Consider the following 20,441-nt stretch of genomic DNA (forward strand, 5'->3'; position numbering starts at 1 on the left):
TCAGAGACCTCTGACGAGACGCTCGTATACTCGGTGTGAGATTCCACGGTCGTGGTGTGGCTTGCGGGGCTGCTGATCTCAATGGCCCACCCGCGGTACTGCTATCGACCTCCACCGGTATTCAGGAGCATTCTTGTGAGTTCTCGATCCCGCCCGTCGCCGTCCGTCGGTGCCGGTGCTGAGCCCGCAGTGAAGCCCGTGGCGTGGCACACCCTCTCTGCCACGGTCGTCGCCACGATGTTGGACGTTGATCCCGGTGCCGGTCTGCACGACGGTTCGGTTGAGGCGCGACAGGGAGAGTACGGACCCAATCTCCTGGCCGAGCCCAGAAGGATACCGGCCTGGCGCAAGATCATCCGTCTGTTGGCGGAGAAAATGACGCTCGTGCTGGTGATCGCCGCGGTGGTGAGCGCCGTCGTCTCACGGGAATGGGAGACGCCCGTCGTTATCCTGGCGGTGATCATCCTGAACACGGCATTGAATTATCTGCAGGAACGACGGGCCGAAAACAGCCTCCAGGCGTTGCGAACCATGTCTGCGGGAACGGCGGTGGTTCGCCGTAACGGCATCGAGCTGGAGGTTCCTCGGTCCGCGCTGGTGCCCGGAGATATTGTTCTGCTGGATGCAGGGGACTCCATTCCGGCCGACGGCCGCATCGTTGAAGAATCGCGGTTGCAGGTGGCCGAGGCCACACTGACCGGAGAATCCGAACCCGTCGGAAAGACGACGCATGCACTCACGGTTGCGAGCCTGCCGCCCGGCGACCGCGACAATATGGTCTTCATGAACACCGAGGTCACCCGTGGCCGGGCCACCATGATCGTCACCGCTACCGGTATGCGCACGGAGGTCGGTGCAATTGCGGCTTTGATCAGCGAGGTGAAGGGCGAACGTACCCCGCTGCAAAAGAGGATCGACCAGTTGGCGCAGATGCTGACCCTGGTGGCCCTGCTCGTGGTGGCCGTTGTCTTCGTGCTGGGTCTCATGCGTGGGCAGTCGTGGTCCGACCTGCTGATCACCGCGGTGTCGCTGGCCGTGGCGACAATTCCAGAGGGACTCACGGCGGTCGTCGCATTCACTCTGGCGATGGGGGCCGCGCGGCTAGCGGGCCGTGGGGCCATTCTCAAGCAGCTCTCGGCGGTGGAAACCCTGGGCAGCGTCACTCATATCGCCACGGACAAGACCGGCACGCTGACCATGAACGAGATGACGGCACATCGCCTACACATTCATGGACGCGATTTTCTGGTCACCGGCGAGGGCTATGCGACAAACGGGAAAATCCTGACCCCGGAGGACCTGCCGGTGCCCGACCTGACCGAGGCGTTACTGACGATGGCGCTGTGCAACGATGCCGTCATCCGTGACGGCAGGCTGGTGGGAGATCCGACGGAAGGTGCGTTGGTCGTGTTGGCCGAAAAGGGCGGTCTCGACGTTGCGGCGGCCCGGCAAGATCACCCGCGCGTGGCGGAGGTCCCGTTCGATTCTGAGTATAAATACATGGCCACCTTCCACCGGCTGGCGTCGACAACGTCCAATTCGAATCCGTCCGCGCCGCTGACCGTCGACCAGTGTCTGGCAAAGGGTGCCCCGGTCGCACTGATGCAGCTGGCCGATTCGGTACTCACCGCGCAAGGAATCCGGCCGATCACCGAGGAACATCGCCGACGGATCCACGATGCCATCCAGAAACTAGCCGGAGAGGGCCTGCGCACACTCATGATCGCCGGGCGGCGGCTGGACACCGTTCTCCCCGATGACGAGAAATCGTTGCAAGCCATGGTCACCGCATTGACGATCTACGCAATCGTGGGAATTGTCGATCCTGCCCGTGCGGAGGCTGCCGAGGCCATCGCCGTGGCGCGGAGAGCTGGCATCCAAGTGCACATGATCACGGGCGATCACCTGATCACGGCTTCCGCCATCGCCAAGAATTTGGGTATCCCCGGCGACGCCGCGTCCGGTCTGGACCTGGACGAACTGGACGACGGCGAGCTTGGCCGACGTGCTGCCGGCTACGGCGTGTTGGCGCGGGTCACCCCGGCACACAAGATTCGAATGGTCAAGGCTCTGCAGAAGGGGGGCAATATCGTGGCGATGACCGGGGACGGTGTCAACGACGCCCCTGCCCTGAAGCAGGCCGACATCGGCATCGCAATGGGCATCACCGGGACGGATGTGTCCAAAGGCGCAGCGAATATGATCCTCACCGACGACAACTTCGCCACCATCGTGGCCGCGGTCAGAGAAGGCCGCGGCATCTACGCCAACATCCTGAAGTTCGTGAGATTCCAGCTCACCACAGCGTGGGGGTTCGTGCTCATCTTTTTGATCGCGGGCGTCACCGGGCTGGCCGGCGGTGCGCCGTTCACCGCCCTGCAGATCCTCTGGGTCAACATCATCATGGACGGCCCGCCCGCGCTCGCCCTCGGCGTGGATGCGGCGGAGCCGGGCACGATGCTGGAACAGCCTCGCCCGGCACAGGAACGGCTGCTGACCCGAGGTCGGCTCCTCCGAATCCTCGGGTTGGGGATCGTCATGGCCGCTGGCACCATCGCCGTCCTGACCCTTGCGCCGGTCGTGTTCCCGGACAGGGCCGATGATGCGGCATTCGCCAGCACCCTGGCGTTTACCACGTTCGTGTTCTACCAGGTGTTCAATCTGCTCAACGTGCGTTCGGACACGCACTCCGTATTCTCGATCCAGACCTTGACGAACCGGAGCATCTGGGTCGCCCTGGCGGGCGTGATCATCCTGCAGATCTGTGTGGTGCAGCTCCATGTTCTGCAGGGGCTCTTCGACACCACAGAACTCACTGCATCCCACTGGGGCCTGGCCGTCTTGGTGGGGTCTTCCGTGCTCTGGGTCGAGGAAATCGGTAAGTTCCTGGTGCGGTCGCGGGGCCGCCATCGGCGGGGCCCGGCCCAGAGTCGCAGTGCGCGCAATCCCAGCTCAGACCATCACATCTAAGGAGTCACAATGCTTGTAGCTTTTTCCGTTGCACCGTCCGTCGCCGCCGACTCGCAGGGGTCGGTGCACGATGCGGTCGCCGCCGCCGTGCGCATCGTGCGCGATTCCGGGCTGCCCAACCACACCGATTCCATGTTCACCACCATCGAGGGCGACTGGGACGAAGTCTTTGCCGTGATTAAGGCGGCGACCGAGGCGGTGGGAGCCTTCGGGCCGCGTGTTTCCCTCGTGCTGAAGGCCGACATCCGCCCAGGTCACTCTGAGGAGCTGATCGGCAAGCTCGAGCGCCTGGAGAAGGCACTGAAGCACGGGGAATCCGACTGAGCCAAATGCCACACGGGCTGCACGTCCCGACCGGGCGGTTAGCTTGTCCGTTCGGAGTCGGGCGGATCCTCGGCAGACAGTGAGCCGGCGTGGGCGCGTATGGTCGGGTCCAGATGAACCTTGATCAGGCTGGCGATCGTGGTCACCGTCAAGACGACAGCGATCACGACAAGGCTCAGGTTGGTGCTGATCTCCGGCACGCGGTCGTCGATGCCGTGTCCCCAGTGCAGAACGAGTTTCACGCCGATGAAAGCGAGGATGAGTGCCAGACCGGTGGAGAGGTACACCAACCGGTCCAGGAGTCCCTTGACGAGAAAGAAAAGCGCACGCAGCCCGAGCAGGGCGAAGGCGTTGGCGGTGAAGACGATGTACGGTTCCTCGGTGATACCGAAGATCGCCGGGATCGAGTCGAGCGCGAACAAGAGATCGGTACTGCCGATTGCCAGCAGCACGATAAAAAGTGGCGTCACTGCGCGGCGGCCGGCGCTGCGGGTGAACAGTCGACCGCCGTCATATTCCGTCGTAACGGTCAGGCCGCGACGGGCCACACGGACCAGTACGTTGTCGTGCACGTCAGGGTCGACGTTGCGGTGCCGGTAGAGCTGCACGGCCGTCACGACCAACACCAGGCCGAAGATCAGGAACATGAAAGAGAACAGCGAGAGAAGTGCTGCCCCCAGGGCGATGAAGATCGCTCGCAGGAGCAGGGCCAGTGCTATTCCGAAGATCAGAACCTTCTGCTGATACTGTGCCGGAACGGCGAAGGTTGACATGATGATCACAAAAACGAAGAGGTTATCAATGGACAGACTCTTCTCGACGATGTAGCCGGCGAAGTATTCCGAACCGAAGGCCCAACCCACCTGGGCGGCGAAAACCAGGCCGAAGACGATCGCCACAGCGATGTAGAGGACCGAAGAGAGTGCAGCTTCGCGGAACTTGACCACGTGCGGTCGAGCGGCGGCCAGGCCCAGGTCCAGCGCGAGCAACCCGAGAATGAGTCCGATGGTCAACGTCCAGCGGAGCGCAGTAACTTCGAGCATCGGTGACCTTCCTGTCGTCGTGAGCGAGTGCATCCGCGGTTCGTCCATTAATGATAGACGTATGAAACATAATTCAGTAATCTGAAGGCGTGCTTTTACCGATAAGGAGGACTACCCATGAGCGTTGACGGCGCGATGGACATCGTTGAATTTCTGCCCGCTGCGAGCAACAGCATCGTGGTCGGACATGATGGCTCGGACTGTGCCGATCACGCATTGGCCATGGCCCTTGAACTCGCCGACCAGTTGCACGTCCCCGTCGTTGTCGTGCGCGCGTGGTCCATTGCGACAGCTCCACGGCCATCAAGCTGGCAGTTCGGATACGTTTCTTCGTTCGATGAGTATTTCTCAGCGGTGCACGATGAACTGGTGCAGGACGCGCGGACCAGCGTCGAGAACCATCCCGCCGTCTCGGTGAGTTACCGGGCGGTTCATGCCAGCCCCGCAAAGAGCCTCATCGCCGTCTCCCGGAACGCGCGTATTCTCGTTGTTGGATCCCGCGGTCGAGGCGGCCTCGCGGGGATGCTGCTCGGTTCCGTGAGTGAGCAGTGCGTGCGGCACGCGACATCCCCCGTCCTGGTCGTGCGGCAGCGGGCGCTCAAGCTGGAACACGAATAAACCTGACCGATGCAGGAGTTTTAGTGGCCCACCCTGCATCGGTGCAGACTTACGGACGGGCGCCGATGCCGCAGGCAGATCGCCGGAGGACCCTGGGTGGGTCTCAGAACTTTTCAGGCCGGAGTACCTCGATATCGCTCACGAACAGGATCATGGCGTAGTCGTCGTAGTACTTCTCCTGAAAGTAGGTGCTGATATTTTCAGCCGTCGCTGTGTCGCACACCACCTCGATGCGGATGTTCCCACTCGCTTCCCAGCCGGCGTTGCGCGTACCACGGCTCCCCTTGCCACGCGCGTCGGTAATGGTGTACCCGTGGGCGTGAAGCCGATCGATATCCCGGACGAGAGTGCTCTCCAGGGCGGCTTCGGTGATGACGGTCAAGAGCTTGCGTGTATGGCGGAGCATCGGGTTCAACCTTTCGCGAACGTATGAGCCCACACGGCGAGCGCGTGGTAGAGCGGGATCCCGATCAGGACGTTGAACGGGAATGTTATCCCGAGCGCACCGGCCAGGGACAGGGTGGGGTTGGCCTCGGGTACAGAGATGCGCATGGCCGCTGGTACCGCGATGTAGGACGCACTGGCCGCCAGAGTCGCCAGGATGGTCGTCCCTCCGATGGAGAGGCCCAGAGACCACCCCAGCCACGTTCCTACCAGCGCCGAAAAAAGCGGCATTGCGATTGCAAAGACCACCAGAAATGGGCCGTGTCGGCGCAGGCTTCCCATCTGTGTCGCCATAATCAAGCCCATCTCCAGCAGAAAAAGAGCGAGAATTCCCTTGAAGAGATCCACGAACAGCGGTTCGATGGATGACAACCCGTCCGGGCCAGCTACCCAGCCGATGAGCAGTCCGCCCAGGAGCAGCACGATGCCTTTCCCCAGGAACACCTCATGGGCGATCGACTTCCACCGCGTCTCGCGCGAGATGCCTCGCGCGAGCACAATTCCCACCAGAATTGCCGGCACTTCCAGCAGTACCAGAAGCAGCGGCATGTGTTCTTCGAACGAGATCTGCTGGCTGCCGAGGTAGGCGACGGCCACGGCGTAGGTGCCCACGCTCACGGAACCGTAGTGGGCGGCGATAGAGGCCGCATCCGCTCGCTTGAATCGGCCCAGATAGCGCAGCACGGGGAACGCGAGCAGGGTGAGGCCAAAACCCATGGCCACCACGGCCAGCATCTGCGGCAACAGGTCGGTGAAGGGTTGCCTGGAGAGTTCCACGCCGCCTTTGAGGCCAATGGCCAGTAACAGCACGATACTGACGAACTCGTAAATCGCCGCCGGAAGACGCAACTCTGAACGCAGGAGGCCGGCCACTGCTCCGAGCAGGAAGAAGAGAATGATGGGATCGATCACATTGTGGCTCTCTGATTTACTCTGCTTGAAGTTCGAAGAAGCGGCGCGACTCCATGGTGACCAACCCGTCAATACGCGCTGACCAATACGCGCTAACACTAGCGTGCATTGCGGAGCGTGTGTCGTCTATGATGAGACGATGGCCGCATGGACCTTTCTCACTAATCACGCACACGTTCTGCTCTGCGTTTCTCAAGACCCCGGGATGCGATTGCGCGATATCGCTGTCGAGGTGGGGATCACCGAACGCGCCGCCCAGCGCATCATCGCCGAACTCGTCGCAGATGGCTATCTCACGCGTCAACGCGACGGACGGCGCAACAGCTATCAGCTCTACCCCGAGCTTCCTCTCCGGCATCCCCTGGAACGACACCACAAAATTGGTGAGCTTCTCGGAGCGCTTGGATCCATAGACCGTGAGTAGCCACCGCGGTCGAAGCTGCCATCCGCCGCTGCCCGCATTGCTGCCCGTATCGCTGCACTGGCGAATTCACCGACTGAAGCCACGCTGACCCACAATTTTGTGACAACTCGACCAGTGACGCTTCCCTACCCGCGACACGCTGGTCGCTCAGTTGATGGGCGGTGGGCAGGCAGGTCACGAGAGCGCCATGGGGATTAGGCTTTATGCATGCCCCTCACAGCTGACGGGTCGACGCAGCTGTCGTCGACCCGCATTCGTCTTGCCCTGCTCGCCCTCGCCCTGGGCGGGTTCGGCATCGGTGCGACCGAATTCGTCGCCATGGGCTTGCTGCCCAACCTCGCCGCCGACCTGCTGCCGGGCCTCTACGCCAGCGCACCGGATGCCGCCAACGCGCAGGCCGGCTGGCTCATCTCGGCCTACGCCCTCGGCGTGGTCGCCGGCGCGCCGACCATCGCCGCGGCCGCCGCCCGCTGGCCGCGCAAACAGTTGCTGCTCGGGTTGCTCACCGCGTTCACCCTCGGCACGATCGCGTCGGCCTTGCTGCCCACCTTCGAGACCGTGCTCGCCGCCCGGTTTGTCGCCGGGCTGCCGCACGGCGCCTATTTCGGCATCGCCTCGCTCGTCGCCGCACACCTGATGGGCCCGGGTAAGCGGGCTCGTGGCATCGCGATCGTGTTGAGCGGCCTGACCATCTCCAACGTGATCGGAGTGCCGACGATCACGTGGATCGGCCAGATGAGCGGATGGCGCGTGGCCTACCTCGTCGTCGCCGCCATTTTCGCGTTCACCTTCGTGGCCGTGGCCGTGTTCGTGCCCTTCCAGGCCGGCAACCCGAAAGCCACCATGCGCGCTGAGTTGCGAGCGTTTCGCCAGCTGCAGGTCTGGATCACCCTCTCGATCGGCGCGATCGGCTTCGGTGGGCTCTTTGCCGTTTACACCTATGTTGCCCCGCTGGTGATCGAGATTACCGGGCTGGCCGCCACCGCGGTACCGCTCATCCTGGTGGTCGTCGGCCTCGGCATGACGGCCGGGAACTTCGCCGGGGGAGCATTGGCCGACTGGAGCGTTCGCCGCACGATGTACATCGCCTTCGCGGTGCTCATCATCGCCCTGGTCGCTCTCAGCCTGTCGGCGCAGTACCTGGCCGGGCTGCTGGTGGGCGTGTTCCTGATCGGCGCGGCGGCATCCGCTCTCTCGCCGACCATTCAAGCCCGGCTGATGGACGTCGCCCACGAAAGCCAGTCGCTGGCCGCGGCGCTGAACCATTCCGCGCTCAACGTCGGAAACGCCCTGGGCGCGGCCCTCGGTGGGGTCGCCATCGCGGCGGGGCTCGGCTATCTCGCCCCGGTCTGGATCGGTGTCGGCCTGAGCGCGCTCGGTGTGCTGCTGACCCTGCTCACCTTCAGTATCGACCGTCGACGCCGCCAGCACGGCCAGCACGTGCCCTATGGGACCCAGCTCATCCCGGTCGTCCACCCGCGTTAGCGCAGCTGGCCGGCCAGCTGCGCGAATGCATTGTCCTAGTCTGTCTGGAGTAGGATGCCGTCGCGGATGGCACGCTTGCGCAGCGCGACCTTGGTTCCCACGTCGTACCCGGCGAGACGGTACTTCTCGCGAATGCGCTTGAGGTAACTCTTGGCGGTCTCCTCGGAAATGCCGAGCTGGTAGGCGACGGCCTTCACCGGCTCGCCGGCACCGTACAGCGCCATGACCCGGCGTTCCTGGGCGCTGAGGCGCGGGCCTTCAGCGTTCTCGGTCGAGTTGAGCGCGTAGTCGAGTTCAGCGGAAATGTACGACTGGCCGTTGTAGGCAGCGCGAATGGCGTCGACGATCATGTTCGCCTCTTCGCTCTTCACGAGGTAACCGAGCGCGCCCGCCGCGAGTGCTTCGCGCACGAGGGCCGGCTCGGAATAAGTGCTCATGAGCACGGTCTTCACGCCGGTCGTTTTGAGCGTCGAAATCTTCAGGGACACGGGAATGTTGTCCTTGAGATCGAGGTCGAGCAGCACGACGTCGACCGGAAATTCGGGATGGGTTAGGAGTTCGGGCCACGTGGTCACGGCCGCCACCATCTCGATGTCGTCGGCAGCGCTTCGGATCCACTCGGTGAGTGCCCCCAGGAGCATCCTGTGGTCGTCAACAAGGGCCAAGCGGATGGGACGGTCTGTCGTCGTCATGTTAGGTCTCCTACTGTGTGCACCATATCGTCAAACTACTCCATATTAGGCATCCGCAGGATTGTCGACGCTGCACTCGATGTCTACCCTGAGACTACCGGTGGGATTTGAATCCACATGGGGCCCAATGGCCCTGATTGCCTGCCAGGTTTCCGGATCGACACGCCGCCTGGATACCCCAGTAGTGGTCAGTTCGATGGGAAAAAGCACCTTTCGCTGCACACCCACCCCGTGTGGGGGGGAAATTGGGCCCAGGCGCAAACACACGGATGCCCCTGACCGTGCGGTATCCCCGATCAGCAGCCAAATCGTTAGCAGCAATCCATCGCGCTGCGGCGGCGACAGTAGACCGGCCAGACCGGCTGGATCGTTGAGGGTGACGACGGGACCGAGAAATTCGCTCTCGGTGATGGCATGGTGCAGCCAGGTTTCGGTGCGGCCCTTGATCAGATGCAGTCGCAGTTGGGTGGCCAGGGAGGCGGCCGTCGTCGCTGTCGAGGGCACCAGCGGCAGTGCGGTGCGGCCCTGGGCGACATCGTCGAGCAGAGTTTCCGCATCGAAATCGAGGCGAGCCAACTGTTCGGAGGCGAGCATGCCGACCGCGAACCGCGGCTGCGACACGGTGCTCTGCACCAGCACCAGGTCGAGTTCCCGCTGCACCATGCGCCGAAACGCCTGCACGACACTCGCCCCGACCAGGGGCGGCGCCACCGCCAGGGCGGTGGAGAGGATGTCCGGGCCGAGGGTGAGTAGGTCCTCGCGTGCTTCGAACAGGGTCACTGCGCTCATCGTCAGACCGAGAGCGACGGTAGCCAGGGTGATTTCGCCGGTCTCCCGCAACGTCACGATCGACAGCAGAAAAGCGCCGACGGCCGGGGCTGCGGTGGGAAAGGCCGCCGCGCCCGCCACTCCCCAGGAGCCGGGCAGATCCAGCGCCACCACGACCGCGCACGCACCGAGGGCTGCCAAAAACAGCCAGAGCGGCAGGCGGGAAGCCAATTTACGCACCGCGCAGTGCACGGTTACCGCGGTCGCGAGCAGAATCACCCAGGCCAGAACGCTCAGCATCGGAATGCGCGTCGGGTCGCACTGAATGATCAGCCGCGCGAGCAGAAACAGCGCGATGAACGCCCCGCTGATGCTCATGCCGATACCCAGATGACGGGCACCCAAACCGTTCTGGTCTGACCGGAACACGGCGACGCGGCCGTGACCACGCAGAATCGTGCGCGGAAACCGTAACGGCAGAAGGTCGGCTCGTGTTCTCCGGTCAGCGGCTGCCGGCGGCCAGCTGCGTTCCGCGGAACCGCCGAGCAGGCGCGAACCGACACCGCGCGCCCGCGGGTGGGTGGCAATGGGCGCGGTATCGCTGAATGGGGTCATTTGGGAACCTCCAGGACGACCGTCGTTCCGGCACCGATCGAGGAGAACAGGCGTGCGTTGCCACCGACGTCCCGCAACCGGGCGATGACCGATTCGGCGACGCCGAGCCGTTCAGACCCCACCTGGCCGAGATCGAAGCCGACCCCGGTATCGGTGACCATCGCGCGAACGGTCGTGTCGTCATCCGTGATGGTCACGTCTGCGTGATCGACTCCGGAGTGACGGCGCACGTTTTCGAGGCATTCTGACAGGGCCAACAGGAAGGAATCCAGCACGTTGCTGTGCAGCTGCACCTGGCCGCTGCCGTGCCAGTTGACCGTCAGGCCCAGGCGTTCAAACCGCTGGCGAACAGTGTCGAGGGTGTCGCCGAGGGTGAGCACGGTCGCCGATTCCAGACTGTAGACCCCGGAACTCCGCGGGGTCGGCAGGCCGCCGAGGCGTAATTGGCGCAGTAGTCGGGCATCGTCGCCTGCCTGTTTTTGCAGGGCGATCGGGCTGACCCCAACACCGGAGTGGGCGAGTAGGGTCAGGGTGGCTAGCACCGTGTCGTGCAGCAATCGGGCGTCCTGGCGGCGCCGCGCTTCCAGCTCGCTCGCGTGCCGCTCGGCACGGTGCGCCCGCCCGATGGCGGCGATGCGGTGCATCACCCGAGGCACGCTCTGCGCGATCCACCAGGAAGCGAGGGTGAATGACAGCCACATGGCCGCGGTCAGGGCCAGCAACACCGTTCGGTCGGGCGCGCCAACCGTCGCCACGGCCACGCTCGTGACGGTCAGCGCGAAGAACGACAGCAGCAGCAGCAGCCGGCGCACACTGGTGAGCAGCATGGCCGCGACGACGCACACCGGCGCGGTGGAGACCATGCCAATGACGCTCTCCTCGATCAGGTTCAAGGGATGGCCGGGGTGGCTGGTGAAGCCGACGAGCAGGATGATGGAGATGCCGCTGAGAACGGTCACGAAGGCCCAGCGCAGCGCCCCGGTATTGCCGAGCAAGAATTGACCGGCGGCCAGAATGAGCAGGAGCAGGCCGGCACCGATGCGGGTTTCGGTGTTGATTCCGGCGGGTACCAGCAGGCAGGCCAGCGTCGTAGCCGTACCGCTCAGCCCGGCCGCCTGCACCGCTCTTCGCAGGAGACGGTCGCGCTCCTTGAGAATGCGTTGCATGGATGCCTGTCCGGTTGGTGATAAACGTGTTCTATCAGCACCATACCGGGCGGGACACACGCGGATACGCTCTAGTGCAACACCCGCCGGATCTGGGCGCCGATTGCTTCGTTCTCAATGAGGAAGCCATCGTGACCATACCCGGATTCCAGTACCACCGCGGTGGAGCCATCGACATTGTTCGGCAGGTGCGCAGCGATGGCGCGCTGGCCATCGACGGGAAACAATCGATCGCTGTCGATTCCTACGACGATCGAGCGGGCCGTGACCCGGCCGAGGGCGGCCGCGATGCCGCCGCGACCGCGACCGACATCGTGGGAGTTCATGGCTTCGACCAGCACGATGTAGCTGTTGGCGTCGAAGCGGCGGGTGAATTTGTTGCCATGAAAGTCGAGGTACGATTCCACGGCGAAGCGGCCGTTGGCGCCGAGCGGGCTGATGCCGCTTTGCCAGCCACGGTCGAAGCGGGCGTTGAGCTCGGCCGGGCTTCGGTAGTTCAACAGGGCCATGCGACGAGCCAGGGCAAGCCCGCGCGTGGGGCCGTCGCCATCCGCTTCGTCGTAGTAGTCGCCGGCTCGATAAGCCGGGTCGGTGCGAATGGCCGCGATCTGCACCGAGTTGAGGGCGATCTGGTCGGCGGTGGTGCGGGGCGGTGCAGCCAGGATGATCAGGCGTTCTACCCGGTCGGGGTCGTCGATAGCCCATTCGAGAGCGTGCATGCCGCCCATGGAACCGCCGATGACGGCCGCCCAGCGGTCAATGCCGAGTTGGTCGGTGAACACCCGCTGGGCGCCCACCTGGTCGCGAATGGTCAGATAGGGAAAGCGGATGCCCCACTCCAGCCCGTCGGGCGCCAGCGAGGCCGGTCCGGTGCTGCCCTGACAACCGCCGAGCATGTTCGGCGCCACCACGAACCACCGCTCGGTGTCGATGGCAAGGCCGGGACCGACGATGCCGTCCCACCATCCTCCGGTCTCCTGCCCGGGACCGGGCGTTCCGGCCACGTGGCTATCACCGGTGAGGGCATGCAGCACGAGCACGGCGTTGTCGCCGGCCGGGCTGAGGGTGCCCCAGGTCTCGTAGGCGAGGCGGGCCATCGGCAAGCTGCCCCCGGCCTCGAAGGTGATCGGGCCCAGGTTGGCGAACTGTCGGTGGCCAACCGGGTCACCGTCGCGCCAGGCACCGGTCGCCGGAGGCTTGCCGAGTACCGAGCGCGCCTGGGCTTCGGTGATGAAGCTCGACGGGACCGTGTCTGCTGAAGATTGCCATTCCATACACGTCTATTCTGGCCGCCGAAGGACCTGCCCGGGCGTATGTTACGTTGTGCGCCCGGACAGGCCCGTTCCGGTGGTGCCTGACGGGTGGGCGTGGTTGTCTCCGGCGTGTCAGGCGTCAGCGCGGTCGCGCTCGACGACGGCGCGCGCGGCAGCCAGGCCGGCCGCAAGGTCGGTCTTCAAATCCGCGACGTTCTCGATGCCCACGGAGAGCCGCACCAGGCCGGGAGTGACGCCGGCCGTGAGCTGCTCCTCCGGGGTGAGCTGGGCGTGCGTGGTCGAGGCGGGATGAATGACCAGGGAGCGCACATCACCGATGTTGGCGAGGTGGCTGAACAGGCTCAGGTTGTCGACGAGGGCGCGGCCGGCCGCGACACCGCCCTTGAGCTCAAACGAGAGTACCGCTCCGACGCCGAGCGGAGCGTACTTGTTGGCGGCGGCATACCAGGGGCTCGACGGCAGCCCGGCATAGTTCACCGAGGCGATGTCTTCGTGGTCGTCGAGCCACTCGGCGATGCTCTGAGCGTTCTGCACGTGGCGCTCGATGCGCAGGCTGAGCGTCTCGATGCCCTGGATGAGCTGCCAGGCGCTCGCCGGGGCGATGGCGCTTCCGAGGTCGCGCAGCAGCTGCACACGGGCCTTGATGACGTAGGCGATGCCGTCACCGACCGCGGTGGTGTAGCTGGCCCCGTGGTAGGACGGGTCGGGTTCGGTCAGGCCGGGGAATTTCTCGACATTCTTCGACCATTCGAACGTGCCGCCGTCCACGAGCACCCCACCGATGATGGTGCCGTGACCGCCGAGAAATTTGGTGGCGGAGTGCACGATGATGTCGGCACCGTGCTCGAACGGGCGAATGAGGTAGGGGGTGGCGATCGTGTTGTCGACGATCAGCGGGATGCCGGCCGCGTGGGCGACATCCGCTACCAAACTGATGTCGAGCACGTTGATGCGCGGGTTGCCGATGGTCTCCGCGAAGAAGAGCTTGGTGTTCGGGCGCACCGCGCGCTGCCACTCGGCCGCGTCATCCTGGTCTGCGACGAAGGTGACCTCGATGCCGAGCTTGGCCAGGGTGTACTTGAACAGGTTGTAGGTGCCGCCGTAGATCGAACTCGACGACACGATGTGGTCGCCGGCCTGGGCAATGTTCAGCACCGCGAATGTGGATGCCGACTGGCCACTGGACAGCAGCAGCGCGGCGGTGCCGCCCTCGAGCGCGGCAACGCGCTCTTCGACGACGGCCTGGGTGGGGTTCTGGATGCGGGTGTAAATGTTGCCGAACTCGGCCAGCGCGAACAGGTTCTGCGCGTGCTCGGCACTGTTGAAGACATACGAGGTGGTCTGGTAGATCGGGGTGGCGCGCGCGTTCGTGACCGGGTCGGGCCGGGCGCCGGAGTGAACCTGCTTGGTCTCAAACTTCCACGATGAAGAATTGTCGGTCACAGTAGCCTCCGGATCACTCAGCGCGGACTGTCCGGCTTCGCCCCGAGCATATGAAACGGCGCATGGCCGTGCAAGAGCGGGCGAAACACAACGTCACGTTGTCGCGACGGCTAGGTGCGCTCGCGATGTGGGAACACGGTCGTGCCGGTCGGCGTCGCCGCGGTCGGGCGAAACAGCCACCGGGCTTTCGGTTCGACGAGGGGCCGAACCAGCCGTCGAACGATGGGCAGCGACAGCAGGAAGGAGGTAGCCACGCTCAGCACGATCATGCCCGGCAATACCCACGCGGGCTGCGGCCCGTCGAGCACACCCGTTTCGCGCAGCGGGTACAGCACGAAGGTGTGCAGCAGGTAGATGTACATTGTCGCCGTGCCCAGGTCGGTCACCCAGGTCTTGCGGCGCGGAATCAGCATGAGGAACGCCACGATGAGCGCAAATGCGAGCAGCATGACGGCCAAACGGATGCCGCCGGCCCAGAAGTCGGAATACCCGAATATCGCGTACGCCTCGTCGTAGAGCAGGAATCGGCGAACCTGGAGGGTGCGCAGGGTCCCGATGTTGAGCCCGATCAGCAGATACAGCAGGGCGAACAGCCCCATCGCCGCGGTTCGCCAACGCCAGATCAGGCCGTCACGCAGTTCGAGCCAGGTATCGGTGAGCTGCCACTGGCGCAGCTTCCAGCCGAAGACGAAGAACGGCAGCAGCCCGAGGGTGCGGGACAGGGTGAACGTGCCGTCGATATTGGGCAGGTAGCCGGCCCCGATCGAGATGATAATGCTGATGATGAGGGGGTAGCGCAGAAGCACGAGGTAGGGCAGGACAATCCGCCAGAGCAGCAGGGCGAGCAGAAACCACAGCGTCCAGCTCGCGGTGGAGTAGTCCAGAACGAACTTGCCGCCGAGGATCCAGCGCAGCACCGTCCAGATTGTCTCGAAGATGACGTACGGAAAAATGATGTCGGTGAGCAGCCGGTGCATCTGCCGCGCGTCTGGTGGTCCTGACTTGGCGAAGTAGCCGCTCACGGCCACGAAGACCGGTACGTGGAAGGCGTAAATGAACAGATACAGCGTGTAGGCGACATCCGCTTCGCCGATGAGTTTGAGAATCGCGTGGCCGATCAGCACGAGGGTGACGGCCACCCAGCGCGCGTTGTCCCAGAGGGGTACGCGACGCTTCTGCGGTGGAGTGGTGGTGTCCAGTTGGCTCATTGACACCATTCTCCCGCCACAATGGATAAATGAGTATTCGACGAGTGGTTGTGACCGGAGCAAGTTCAGGAATTGGAGCAGCGACGGCACGCCTGTTCCGGGAGCATGGCTGGGACGTGGTGGGGGTCGCGCGGCGCGCCGACCGTCTCAAAACCCTGCAAGCCGAAACCGGAGCGGATGTCTTCACCGCCGATCTCACGGTGCAGGCGGATGTCGACGCCTTGCGCGACTACCTCGCCGCCAGCGGTCCGGTGCACGCCCTCGTCAACAATGCCGGCGGCGCCAAGGGTCTCGACACGGTCGAGGCGGGCAGCATCGAAGACTGGGCCTGGATGTTCGAGATCAACGTGCTCGCCGTCAAGCGGGTCACCACGGCCATCCTGCCGCTGCTGCGCGCCGGCATCGACTCCGGGGCGGGGTCGGCCGATATCGTGACCGTCACGTCGATTGCGGGCCATGTCGCCTATCTGGGCGGTGGCGGCTACAACGCGGCGAAGTTCGCCGCGCACGCCATGACCGAGGTGCTGCGCCTCGAACTGTCGGGGGAGCCGATTCGGGTGATCGAGATCGCGCCGGGCATGGTCAAAACGGATGAGTTCGGTCTGGTTCGCTTCGACGGTGACGCCGACAAGGCTGTCGCGGCCTACGACAACGTGCCCGACCCGCTCTCGGCCGAGGACATCGCCGAGACCATCGTCGCGAGCGTGGAACGGCCCGCGCACGTGAACCTCGACCTGATCGTGATCAAGCCGGTCGCCCAGGCCGCTACGACCCGGATCGCTCGCGGCGAGCTCAAGGTTCGCGAGCCCTGAGCGCCCGCGGCCTTTCTCCGCAGTCCGCGGCGGCAGCGGGTCATCCGCTCCGCGCTCACAACTCGCCACCCCGCGGACAACCCGCCGTCGCTACTGCCAAGTCGTCGCCGCTTCTGGGGTCGCGGGGGACAGGAAACGGGCCGGACGGGATCGTGAGATCCCGGCCGGCCCGTTCGGTGTTGCGCGCGGTTAGTGCTCGACAGCCTTCTCGGCGCCGTGTCCGGTGAGTGAGCGCACGGCCATCTCGGCGGCAAGCTTCGGGCTCTCCTTCGTGGTGCTGGTGACCGATCCGAGCCAGCCCAGGAAGAATCCGAGCGGGATCGAGACGATACCCGGGTTGCTGAGCGGGAAGATCGCGAAGTTCACGTCGGCACCGAACATCGAGGTGTCGGTGCCCGAGAACACCGGCGAGAAGATGATCAGCAGTACGGCCGACGACAGTCCGCCGTACATGCTCCACACCGCGCCCCGGGTGGTGAAACGACGCCAGAACAGGGAGTACAGAATGGTGGGCAGGTTGGCGCTCGCCGCGACGGCGAAGGCCAGTGCCACCAGGAAGGCGATGTTCTGCCCCTGCACGCCGATACCACCGGCAATGGCGAGAATACCAATCACGACAACCGTGCGACGGGCGATCTTGACCTCGTCGTCGGGGTTTCCCTTGCCCTTCTTGATGACAGATCCGTAGATGTCGTGCGCGAAGCTCGTTGCCGCCGTGATGGTGATTCCGGCCACCACCGCCAGGATCGTTGCGAACGCGATGGCCGAGATGAAGCCGAGCAACAGCGGGCCACCGAGAGCGAGCGCGAGCAGCGGGGCTGCCGAGTTGACTCCACCGGGAGCGGCGAGCACGGTGTCAGCACCGACGAGCGACGCGGCACCGAAGCCGAGCACCAGGGTGAAGATGTAGAACGCGCCGATGAGCCAGATAGCCCAGACGACCGAACGACGAGCTTCTTTCGCGGTCGGAACCGTGTAGAAACGCATGAGCACGTGCGGCAGGCCGGCGGTTCCGAGAACCAGGGCGAGGGCGAGCGAGATGAAGTCGAGCGGGTTGGCGCCGTACTTCAGGCCCGGAGCGAGGATCGCGTCGCCCGCGGTGGAGAGGGCGACCGCGCTGTCGAGCAGTGTCGACAGATTGAAGCCGTTGATGGCCATCACCCAGACGCTCATGGCGAGCGCACCGATGATGAGCAGGAACGCCTTGACGATCTGCACCCAGGTGGTGCCCTTCATGCCGCCGACCAGTACGTAGACGATCATCAGCCCGCCGACGATGGTAACGACGATGGACTGCCCGAGCTTGTCGTTGATGCCCAGGAGCAGCGAGACGAGTCCGCCGGCTCCGGCCATCTGGGCCAGCAGGTAGAAGAAGCAGACCGCCAGGGTGGTGGTGGCCGCTGCCACCCGCACGGGACCCTGTTTGAGCCGGAAGGACAGCACATCGGCCATGGTGAACTTGGCCGTGTTGCGCATGAGCTCGGCGACCAGGAGCAGGGCGACCAGCCACGCAACGAGGAATCCGATCGAGTACATGAAGCCGTCGTAGCCGGTGACGGCGATCGCGCCGACAATGCCCAGGAACGACGCGGCCGAGAGATAATCGCCGGCGATGGCGAACCCGTTCTGCGGCCCGGTGAACGAGCGGCCGCCGGCGTAGTAGTCCGCGGCCGTCTTGTTGTTGCGGCCCGAGCGGATCACGATGATCAGGGTCACCGCGACAAAGGCGAGAAAGATCGAGATGTTGAGCACCGGGTTGTTTTCGACCGGTTTGACCGCGGTGGCCAGAAAGTGCAGTGTGTTCATCGTTGTTCCATCCGCTCGAGTTCGCCGCGAAGTTCTTCGGTCAGGGGGTCGATCTTGCGGTTGGCGAAGGTTACATAACCCATGGTGATCGCAAAGGTGGTGACGAATTGGCCGAGGCCGAGTACCAGGCCGATATTGATGCGACCCAATACCGGGGTCGCCATGAATTCAGGCAGGTAGGCCGCCGCGAGTACGTAGGCGAAGTACCAGACCAGAAAGAAGATGGCCAGCGGGACCACGAACTTGTTGCGCGTTTTCTTCAAATGTAAAAACTGGGGCGTTTTCTCATACGCCTCGTAATCGATGCGGGACTTCGGTGGGGCGTCTTTCACTGATTCACTCATGGGGCTTCCTTGCCTTGAGAACGGAAAATACGTGGTGCGGGAAAAGTGGGGGGTGCGCGGTGGGAATGGAAGGTGGTCGTAGCCGATCGTTTACGAAACGGATGCTGACAGCGCGCGTTTCAGATCGTCAAGAACGGTGGGGTCTTCGATGGTGGGAGGGACCAGATATTCTTCACCGTCGACGATCTGCCGAATGGTTTTACGAAGAATCTTCCCCGACCGCGTTTTGGGCAGTCTGTCGAGTATAGTCACGTCGCGAAACGCTGCGACCGGGCCGACATGCTCGCGCACCAGGGCGACGAGTTCCGCGGTGAGAACGGTGTGATCGACCCGACTGCCGGCCTTGAGCGTGACGAAACCAGCGGCACGCTGACCCTTAACCGGGTCGTGCACGCCGAGCACCGCGCACTCGGCGACGGCCGGATGCAGGGTGAGAACCTCTTCGAGCGAACCGGTCGACAGACGGTGCCCGGCCACGTTGATGACGTCGTCGGTGCGGCCCATCACGAACAGGTATCCGTCGGCATCAAAGTGACCGGAGTCTCCGGTGGCGTAGTAGCCGGGAAAAGCGGTCAGGTAGGAACTGGCGAACCGTTCCTCACTGCCCCAGACCCCGAGGAGGGTTCCGGGCGGCAATGGAAGCCGAATGGCGATGTTGCCGTCTGTGCCGATCTTCTCGATCGGCCTGCCCGCCGAATCCAGAATGGCGACGTCATACCCGGGCACCGGAACGGTGGCCGAGCCCGGTTTGGTCGGCAACTCTTCGATGCCGAGCAGGTTGGCGCAGATCGCCCAGCCGGTCTCGGTCTGCCACCAATGATCGATGACCGGGCAGTGCAGCCCGTTGTTAGCCCAGTGGAAGGTCTCGGGGTCGAGGCGTTCGCCGGCCAAAAACAGGCTGGTCAGGCTCGACACGTCGTGCTGTTCCAGCTCCAGCAGATCCGGATCAACGCGGCGAATCGCCCGGATGGCGGTCGGCGCGGTGAACAGAACCTTCACCTTGTAGTCGTCGACGACACGCCAGAAGGCGCCAGCATCCGGGGTTCCGATCGGTTTGCCCTCGTAGAGGACCGTGGTCGCCCCGGCCAGCAGCGGGGCATAGACGATATAGGAGTGACCGACCACCCAGCCGACGTCGGAGGCAGCCCAGTAGACATCGCCCGGCCCCACGTTGTAGACGTTGCGCATCGACCAGTTGAGGGCGACGGCGTGGCCGCCGTTGTCGCGAATGATGCCCTTGGGCTTGCCGGTCGTGCCGGAGGTGTACAGGATGTAGAGCGGGTCGTCGGAGTGCAGGGCGACCGGGGCGGCCGGTGTTGCCTTCGCTTCTTCGTCTGCCCAGTCCAGCCAGACCGCATCCGTGTCAGGACGGTCCTGATAGTTTGCCGCCGACCCCGGGATGCTGTCCCGGTTGCGCACGATCACCGTGTGTACCGAGCCCTGGCTGAGCGTCAGTGCTTTCTCGACCAGCGGCAGGTATTCCACGGTGCGGCCCGGTTCCAGACCCCCGGATGCCGTGACAATGACACTCGGTCGAGCGTCATCAATGCGCACGGCCAGTTCTGTCGCGGCGAAACCGCCGAAGACGACCGAGTGCACCGCACCGATGCGCGCACAGGCCAGCATGGCGACAACGGCCTCGGGAATCATGGGCAGGTAGATGATGACCCGGTCCCCGGTTCCGACACCGGTGGCGCGCAGGGCGCCGGCGAATTTGGCGACCCGACCGAGCAGATCGAGGTAGCTCAGCTGAACCCGGGTGCCCGTCATGGCCGAGTCGTAGATCAATGCCGTGTGGGCACCCCGACCGGCCAGAACGTGACGATCGAGGGCGTTGAAGCTCGTGTTGAGCGTTCCCCCTGGAAACCAGCTGCCGGTCGCTTTTCCGTCGACGGCGAGGGCGCTCGTCGGCGGCACGACCCAGTCGATGCCAGCGGCGGCCTCCAACCAGAAGTCCTCCGGCGATGAAATGCTGCGTCGCCAGGCCTCCTGGTAGCCCCCGCCGGATATGCCGCTCATGGTTTCCTTCCCCATCGAAGTGCCTCTGTATACAAAGAGTGGTTGAAGTATTGCATACAACCCAGCTCTGTGGA

18 protein-coding genes are annotated in these 20,441 nt (G+C 64.2%); 6 read left to right on the forward strand and 12 right to left on the reverse strand.

Annotation, left to right across the window (positions count from 1 at the left end):
- Window positions 1-135 precede the first annotated feature (135 nt).
- Both E3T50_RS04355 and E3T50_RS04360 read left to right on the forward strand, forming a co-directional pair.
- A complete protein-coding gene (locus E3T50_RS04355; RefSeq protein ID WP_241990755.1) occupies window positions 136-2,970 on the forward strand; it encodes a cation-translocating P-type ATPase in 2,835 nt (944 codons plus the stop codon).
- Between the two features lie 9 nt (window positions 2,971-2,979).
- On the forward strand, window positions 2,980-3,294 hold the full coding sequence (locus E3T50_RS04360; RefSeq protein ID WP_134550762.1) for a thiamine-binding protein: 315 nt from the start codon (window positions 2,980-2,982) through the stop codon (window positions 3,292-3,294).
- Window positions 3,295-3,332: 38 nt separating this feature from the next.
- On the opposite strand, the gene E3T50_RS04365 is transcribed toward E3T50_RS04360, so the two are convergent.
- On the reverse strand, window positions 3,333-4,337 hold the full coding sequence (locus tag E3T50_RS04365) for a TerC/Alx family metal homeostasis membrane protein (RefSeq protein ID WP_134464426.1): 1,005 nt from the start codon (window positions 4,335-4,337) through the stop codon (window positions 3,333-3,335).
- 117 nt (window positions 4,338-4,454) lie between these two features.
- On the opposite strand from E3T50_RS04365, the gene E3T50_RS04370 reads away from it, so the two are divergent.
- Window positions 4,455-4,955: a universal stress protein gene (locus tag E3T50_RS04370; protein ID WP_198417949.1), complete on the forward strand. Its 501-nt coding sequence runs from the start codon at window positions 4,455-4,457 to the stop codon at window positions 4,953-4,955.
- A 103-nt stretch (window positions 4,956-5,058) separates the two neighbouring features.
- On the opposite strand, the gene E3T50_RS04375 is transcribed toward E3T50_RS04370, so the two are convergent.
- On the reverse strand, window positions 5,059-5,361 hold the full coding sequence (locus E3T50_RS04375) for a P-II family nitrogen regulator (RefSeq protein WP_134550763.1): 303 nt from the start codon (window positions 5,359-5,361) through the stop codon (window positions 5,059-5,061).
- A 5-nt stretch (window positions 5,362-5,366) separates the two neighbouring features.
- Window positions 5,367-6,311 (reverse strand): sodium-dependent bicarbonate transport family permease, encoded by a 945-nt coding sequence (locus E3T50_RS04380; protein ID WP_134550764.1) that lies wholly within the window; start codon window positions 6,309-6,311, stop codon window positions 5,367-5,369.
- Between the two features lie 139 nt (window positions 6,312-6,450).
- Between E3T50_RS04380 and E3T50_RS04385 the strand changes: the two genes are divergently transcribed.
- Together E3T50_RS04385 and E3T50_RS04390 are read left to right on the forward strand one after the other, a co-directional pair.
- The gene (locus E3T50_RS04385) at window positions 6,451-6,735 is read left to right on the forward strand and encodes a helix-turn-helix transcriptional regulator (protein WP_134464420.1); all 285 of its coding nucleotides are present in this window, start codon (window positions 6,451-6,453) and stop codon (window positions 6,733-6,735) included.
- A gap of 207 nt (window positions 6,736-6,942) precedes the next feature.
- Window positions 6,943-8,220, forward strand: a complete 1,278-nt coding sequence (locus E3T50_RS04390; protein ID WP_134550765.1) for an MFS transporter — start codon at window positions 6,943-6,945, stop codon at window positions 8,218-8,220.
- A 35-nt stretch (window positions 8,221-8,255) separates the two neighbouring features.
- Here E3T50_RS04390 and E3T50_RS04395 read toward each other — a convergent pair whose 3' ends face one another.
- From E3T50_RS04395 to E3T50_RS04420, 6 genes are all read right to left on the reverse strand, one after another.
- Complete coding sequence (locus E3T50_RS04395; RefSeq protein ID WP_134550766.1) at window positions 8,256-8,912, reverse strand: response regulator transcription factor; 657 nt, start codon at window positions 8,910-8,912, stop codon at window positions 8,256-8,258.
- A 45-nt stretch (window positions 8,913-8,957) separates the two neighbouring features.
- Window positions 8,958-10,295 (reverse strand): hypothetical protein, encoded by a 1,338-nt coding sequence (locus tag E3T50_RS04400; RefSeq protein WP_134550767.1) that lies wholly within the window; start codon window positions 10,293-10,295, stop codon window positions 8,958-8,960.
- Window positions 10,292-11,461 carry a sensor histidine kinase gene (locus E3T50_RS04405; RefSeq protein ID WP_134550768.1) on the reverse strand — a complete coding sequence of 390 codons (1,170 nt, stop codon included), beginning with the start codon at window positions 11,459-11,461 and terminating at the stop codon, window positions 10,292-10,294. The genes E3T50_RS04400 and E3T50_RS04405 overlap by 4 nt, the downstream gene beginning before the upstream one ends.
- A 71-nt stretch (window positions 11,462-11,532) precedes the next feature.
- A complete protein-coding gene (metX, locus tag E3T50_RS04410; RefSeq protein WP_134550769.1) occupies window positions 11,533-12,735 on the reverse strand; it encodes a homoserine O-acetyltransferase MetX in 1,203 nt (400 codons plus the stop codon).
- A gap of 111 nt (window positions 12,736-12,846) precedes the next feature.
- On the reverse strand, window positions 12,847-14,178 hold the full coding sequence (locus E3T50_RS04415; protein ID WP_134550770.1) for a bifunctional o-acetylhomoserine/o-acetylserine sulfhydrylase: 1,332 nt from the start codon (window positions 14,176-14,178) through the stop codon (window positions 12,847-12,849).
- A 110-nt stretch (window positions 14,179-14,288) separates the two neighbouring features.
- Window positions 14,289-15,386: an acyltransferase family protein gene (locus E3T50_RS04420; RefSeq protein WP_241990756.1), complete on the reverse strand. Its 1,098-nt coding sequence runs from the start codon at window positions 15,384-15,386 to the stop codon at window positions 14,289-14,291.
- A 29-nt stretch (window positions 15,387-15,415) separates the two neighbouring features.
- Between E3T50_RS04420 and E3T50_RS04425 the strand changes: the two genes are divergently transcribed.
- Window positions 15,416-16,198 carry an SDR family NAD(P)-dependent oxidoreductase gene (locus E3T50_RS04425; RefSeq protein WP_174844729.1) on the forward strand — a complete coding sequence of 261 codons (783 nt, stop codon included), beginning with the start codon at window positions 15,416-15,418 and terminating at the stop codon, window positions 16,196-16,198.
- A gap of 189 nt (window positions 16,199-16,387) precedes the next feature.
- Here E3T50_RS04425 and E3T50_RS04430 read toward each other — a convergent pair whose 3' ends face one another.
- The 3 genes from E3T50_RS04430 to E3T50_RS04440 form a co-directional block, all read right to left on the reverse strand.
- Window positions 16,388-18,004 (reverse strand): solute symporter family protein, encoded by a 1,617-nt coding sequence (locus E3T50_RS04430; protein WP_134464404.1) that lies wholly within the window; start codon window positions 18,002-18,004, stop codon window positions 16,388-16,390.
- Window positions 18,001-18,348, reverse strand: a complete 348-nt coding sequence (locus tag E3T50_RS04435) for a DUF485 domain-containing protein (RefSeq protein ID WP_134464402.1) — start codon at window positions 18,346-18,348, stop codon at window positions 18,001-18,003. The genes E3T50_RS04430 and E3T50_RS04435 overlap by 4 nt, the downstream gene beginning before the upstream one ends.
- A gap of 90 nt (window positions 18,349-18,438) precedes the next feature.
- Window positions 18,439-20,367: an AMP-binding protein gene (locus E3T50_RS04440; protein WP_134550772.1), complete on the reverse strand. Its 1,929-nt coding sequence runs from the start codon at window positions 20,365-20,367 to the stop codon at window positions 18,439-18,441.
- Window positions 20,368-20,441 lie beyond the last annotated feature (74 nt).

The sequence above is a fragment of the Cryobacterium gelidum genome (assembly GCF_004403985.1).
GTDB lineage: Bacteria > Actinomycetota > Actinomycetes > Actinomycetales > Microbacteriaceae > Cryobacterium > Cryobacterium gelidum.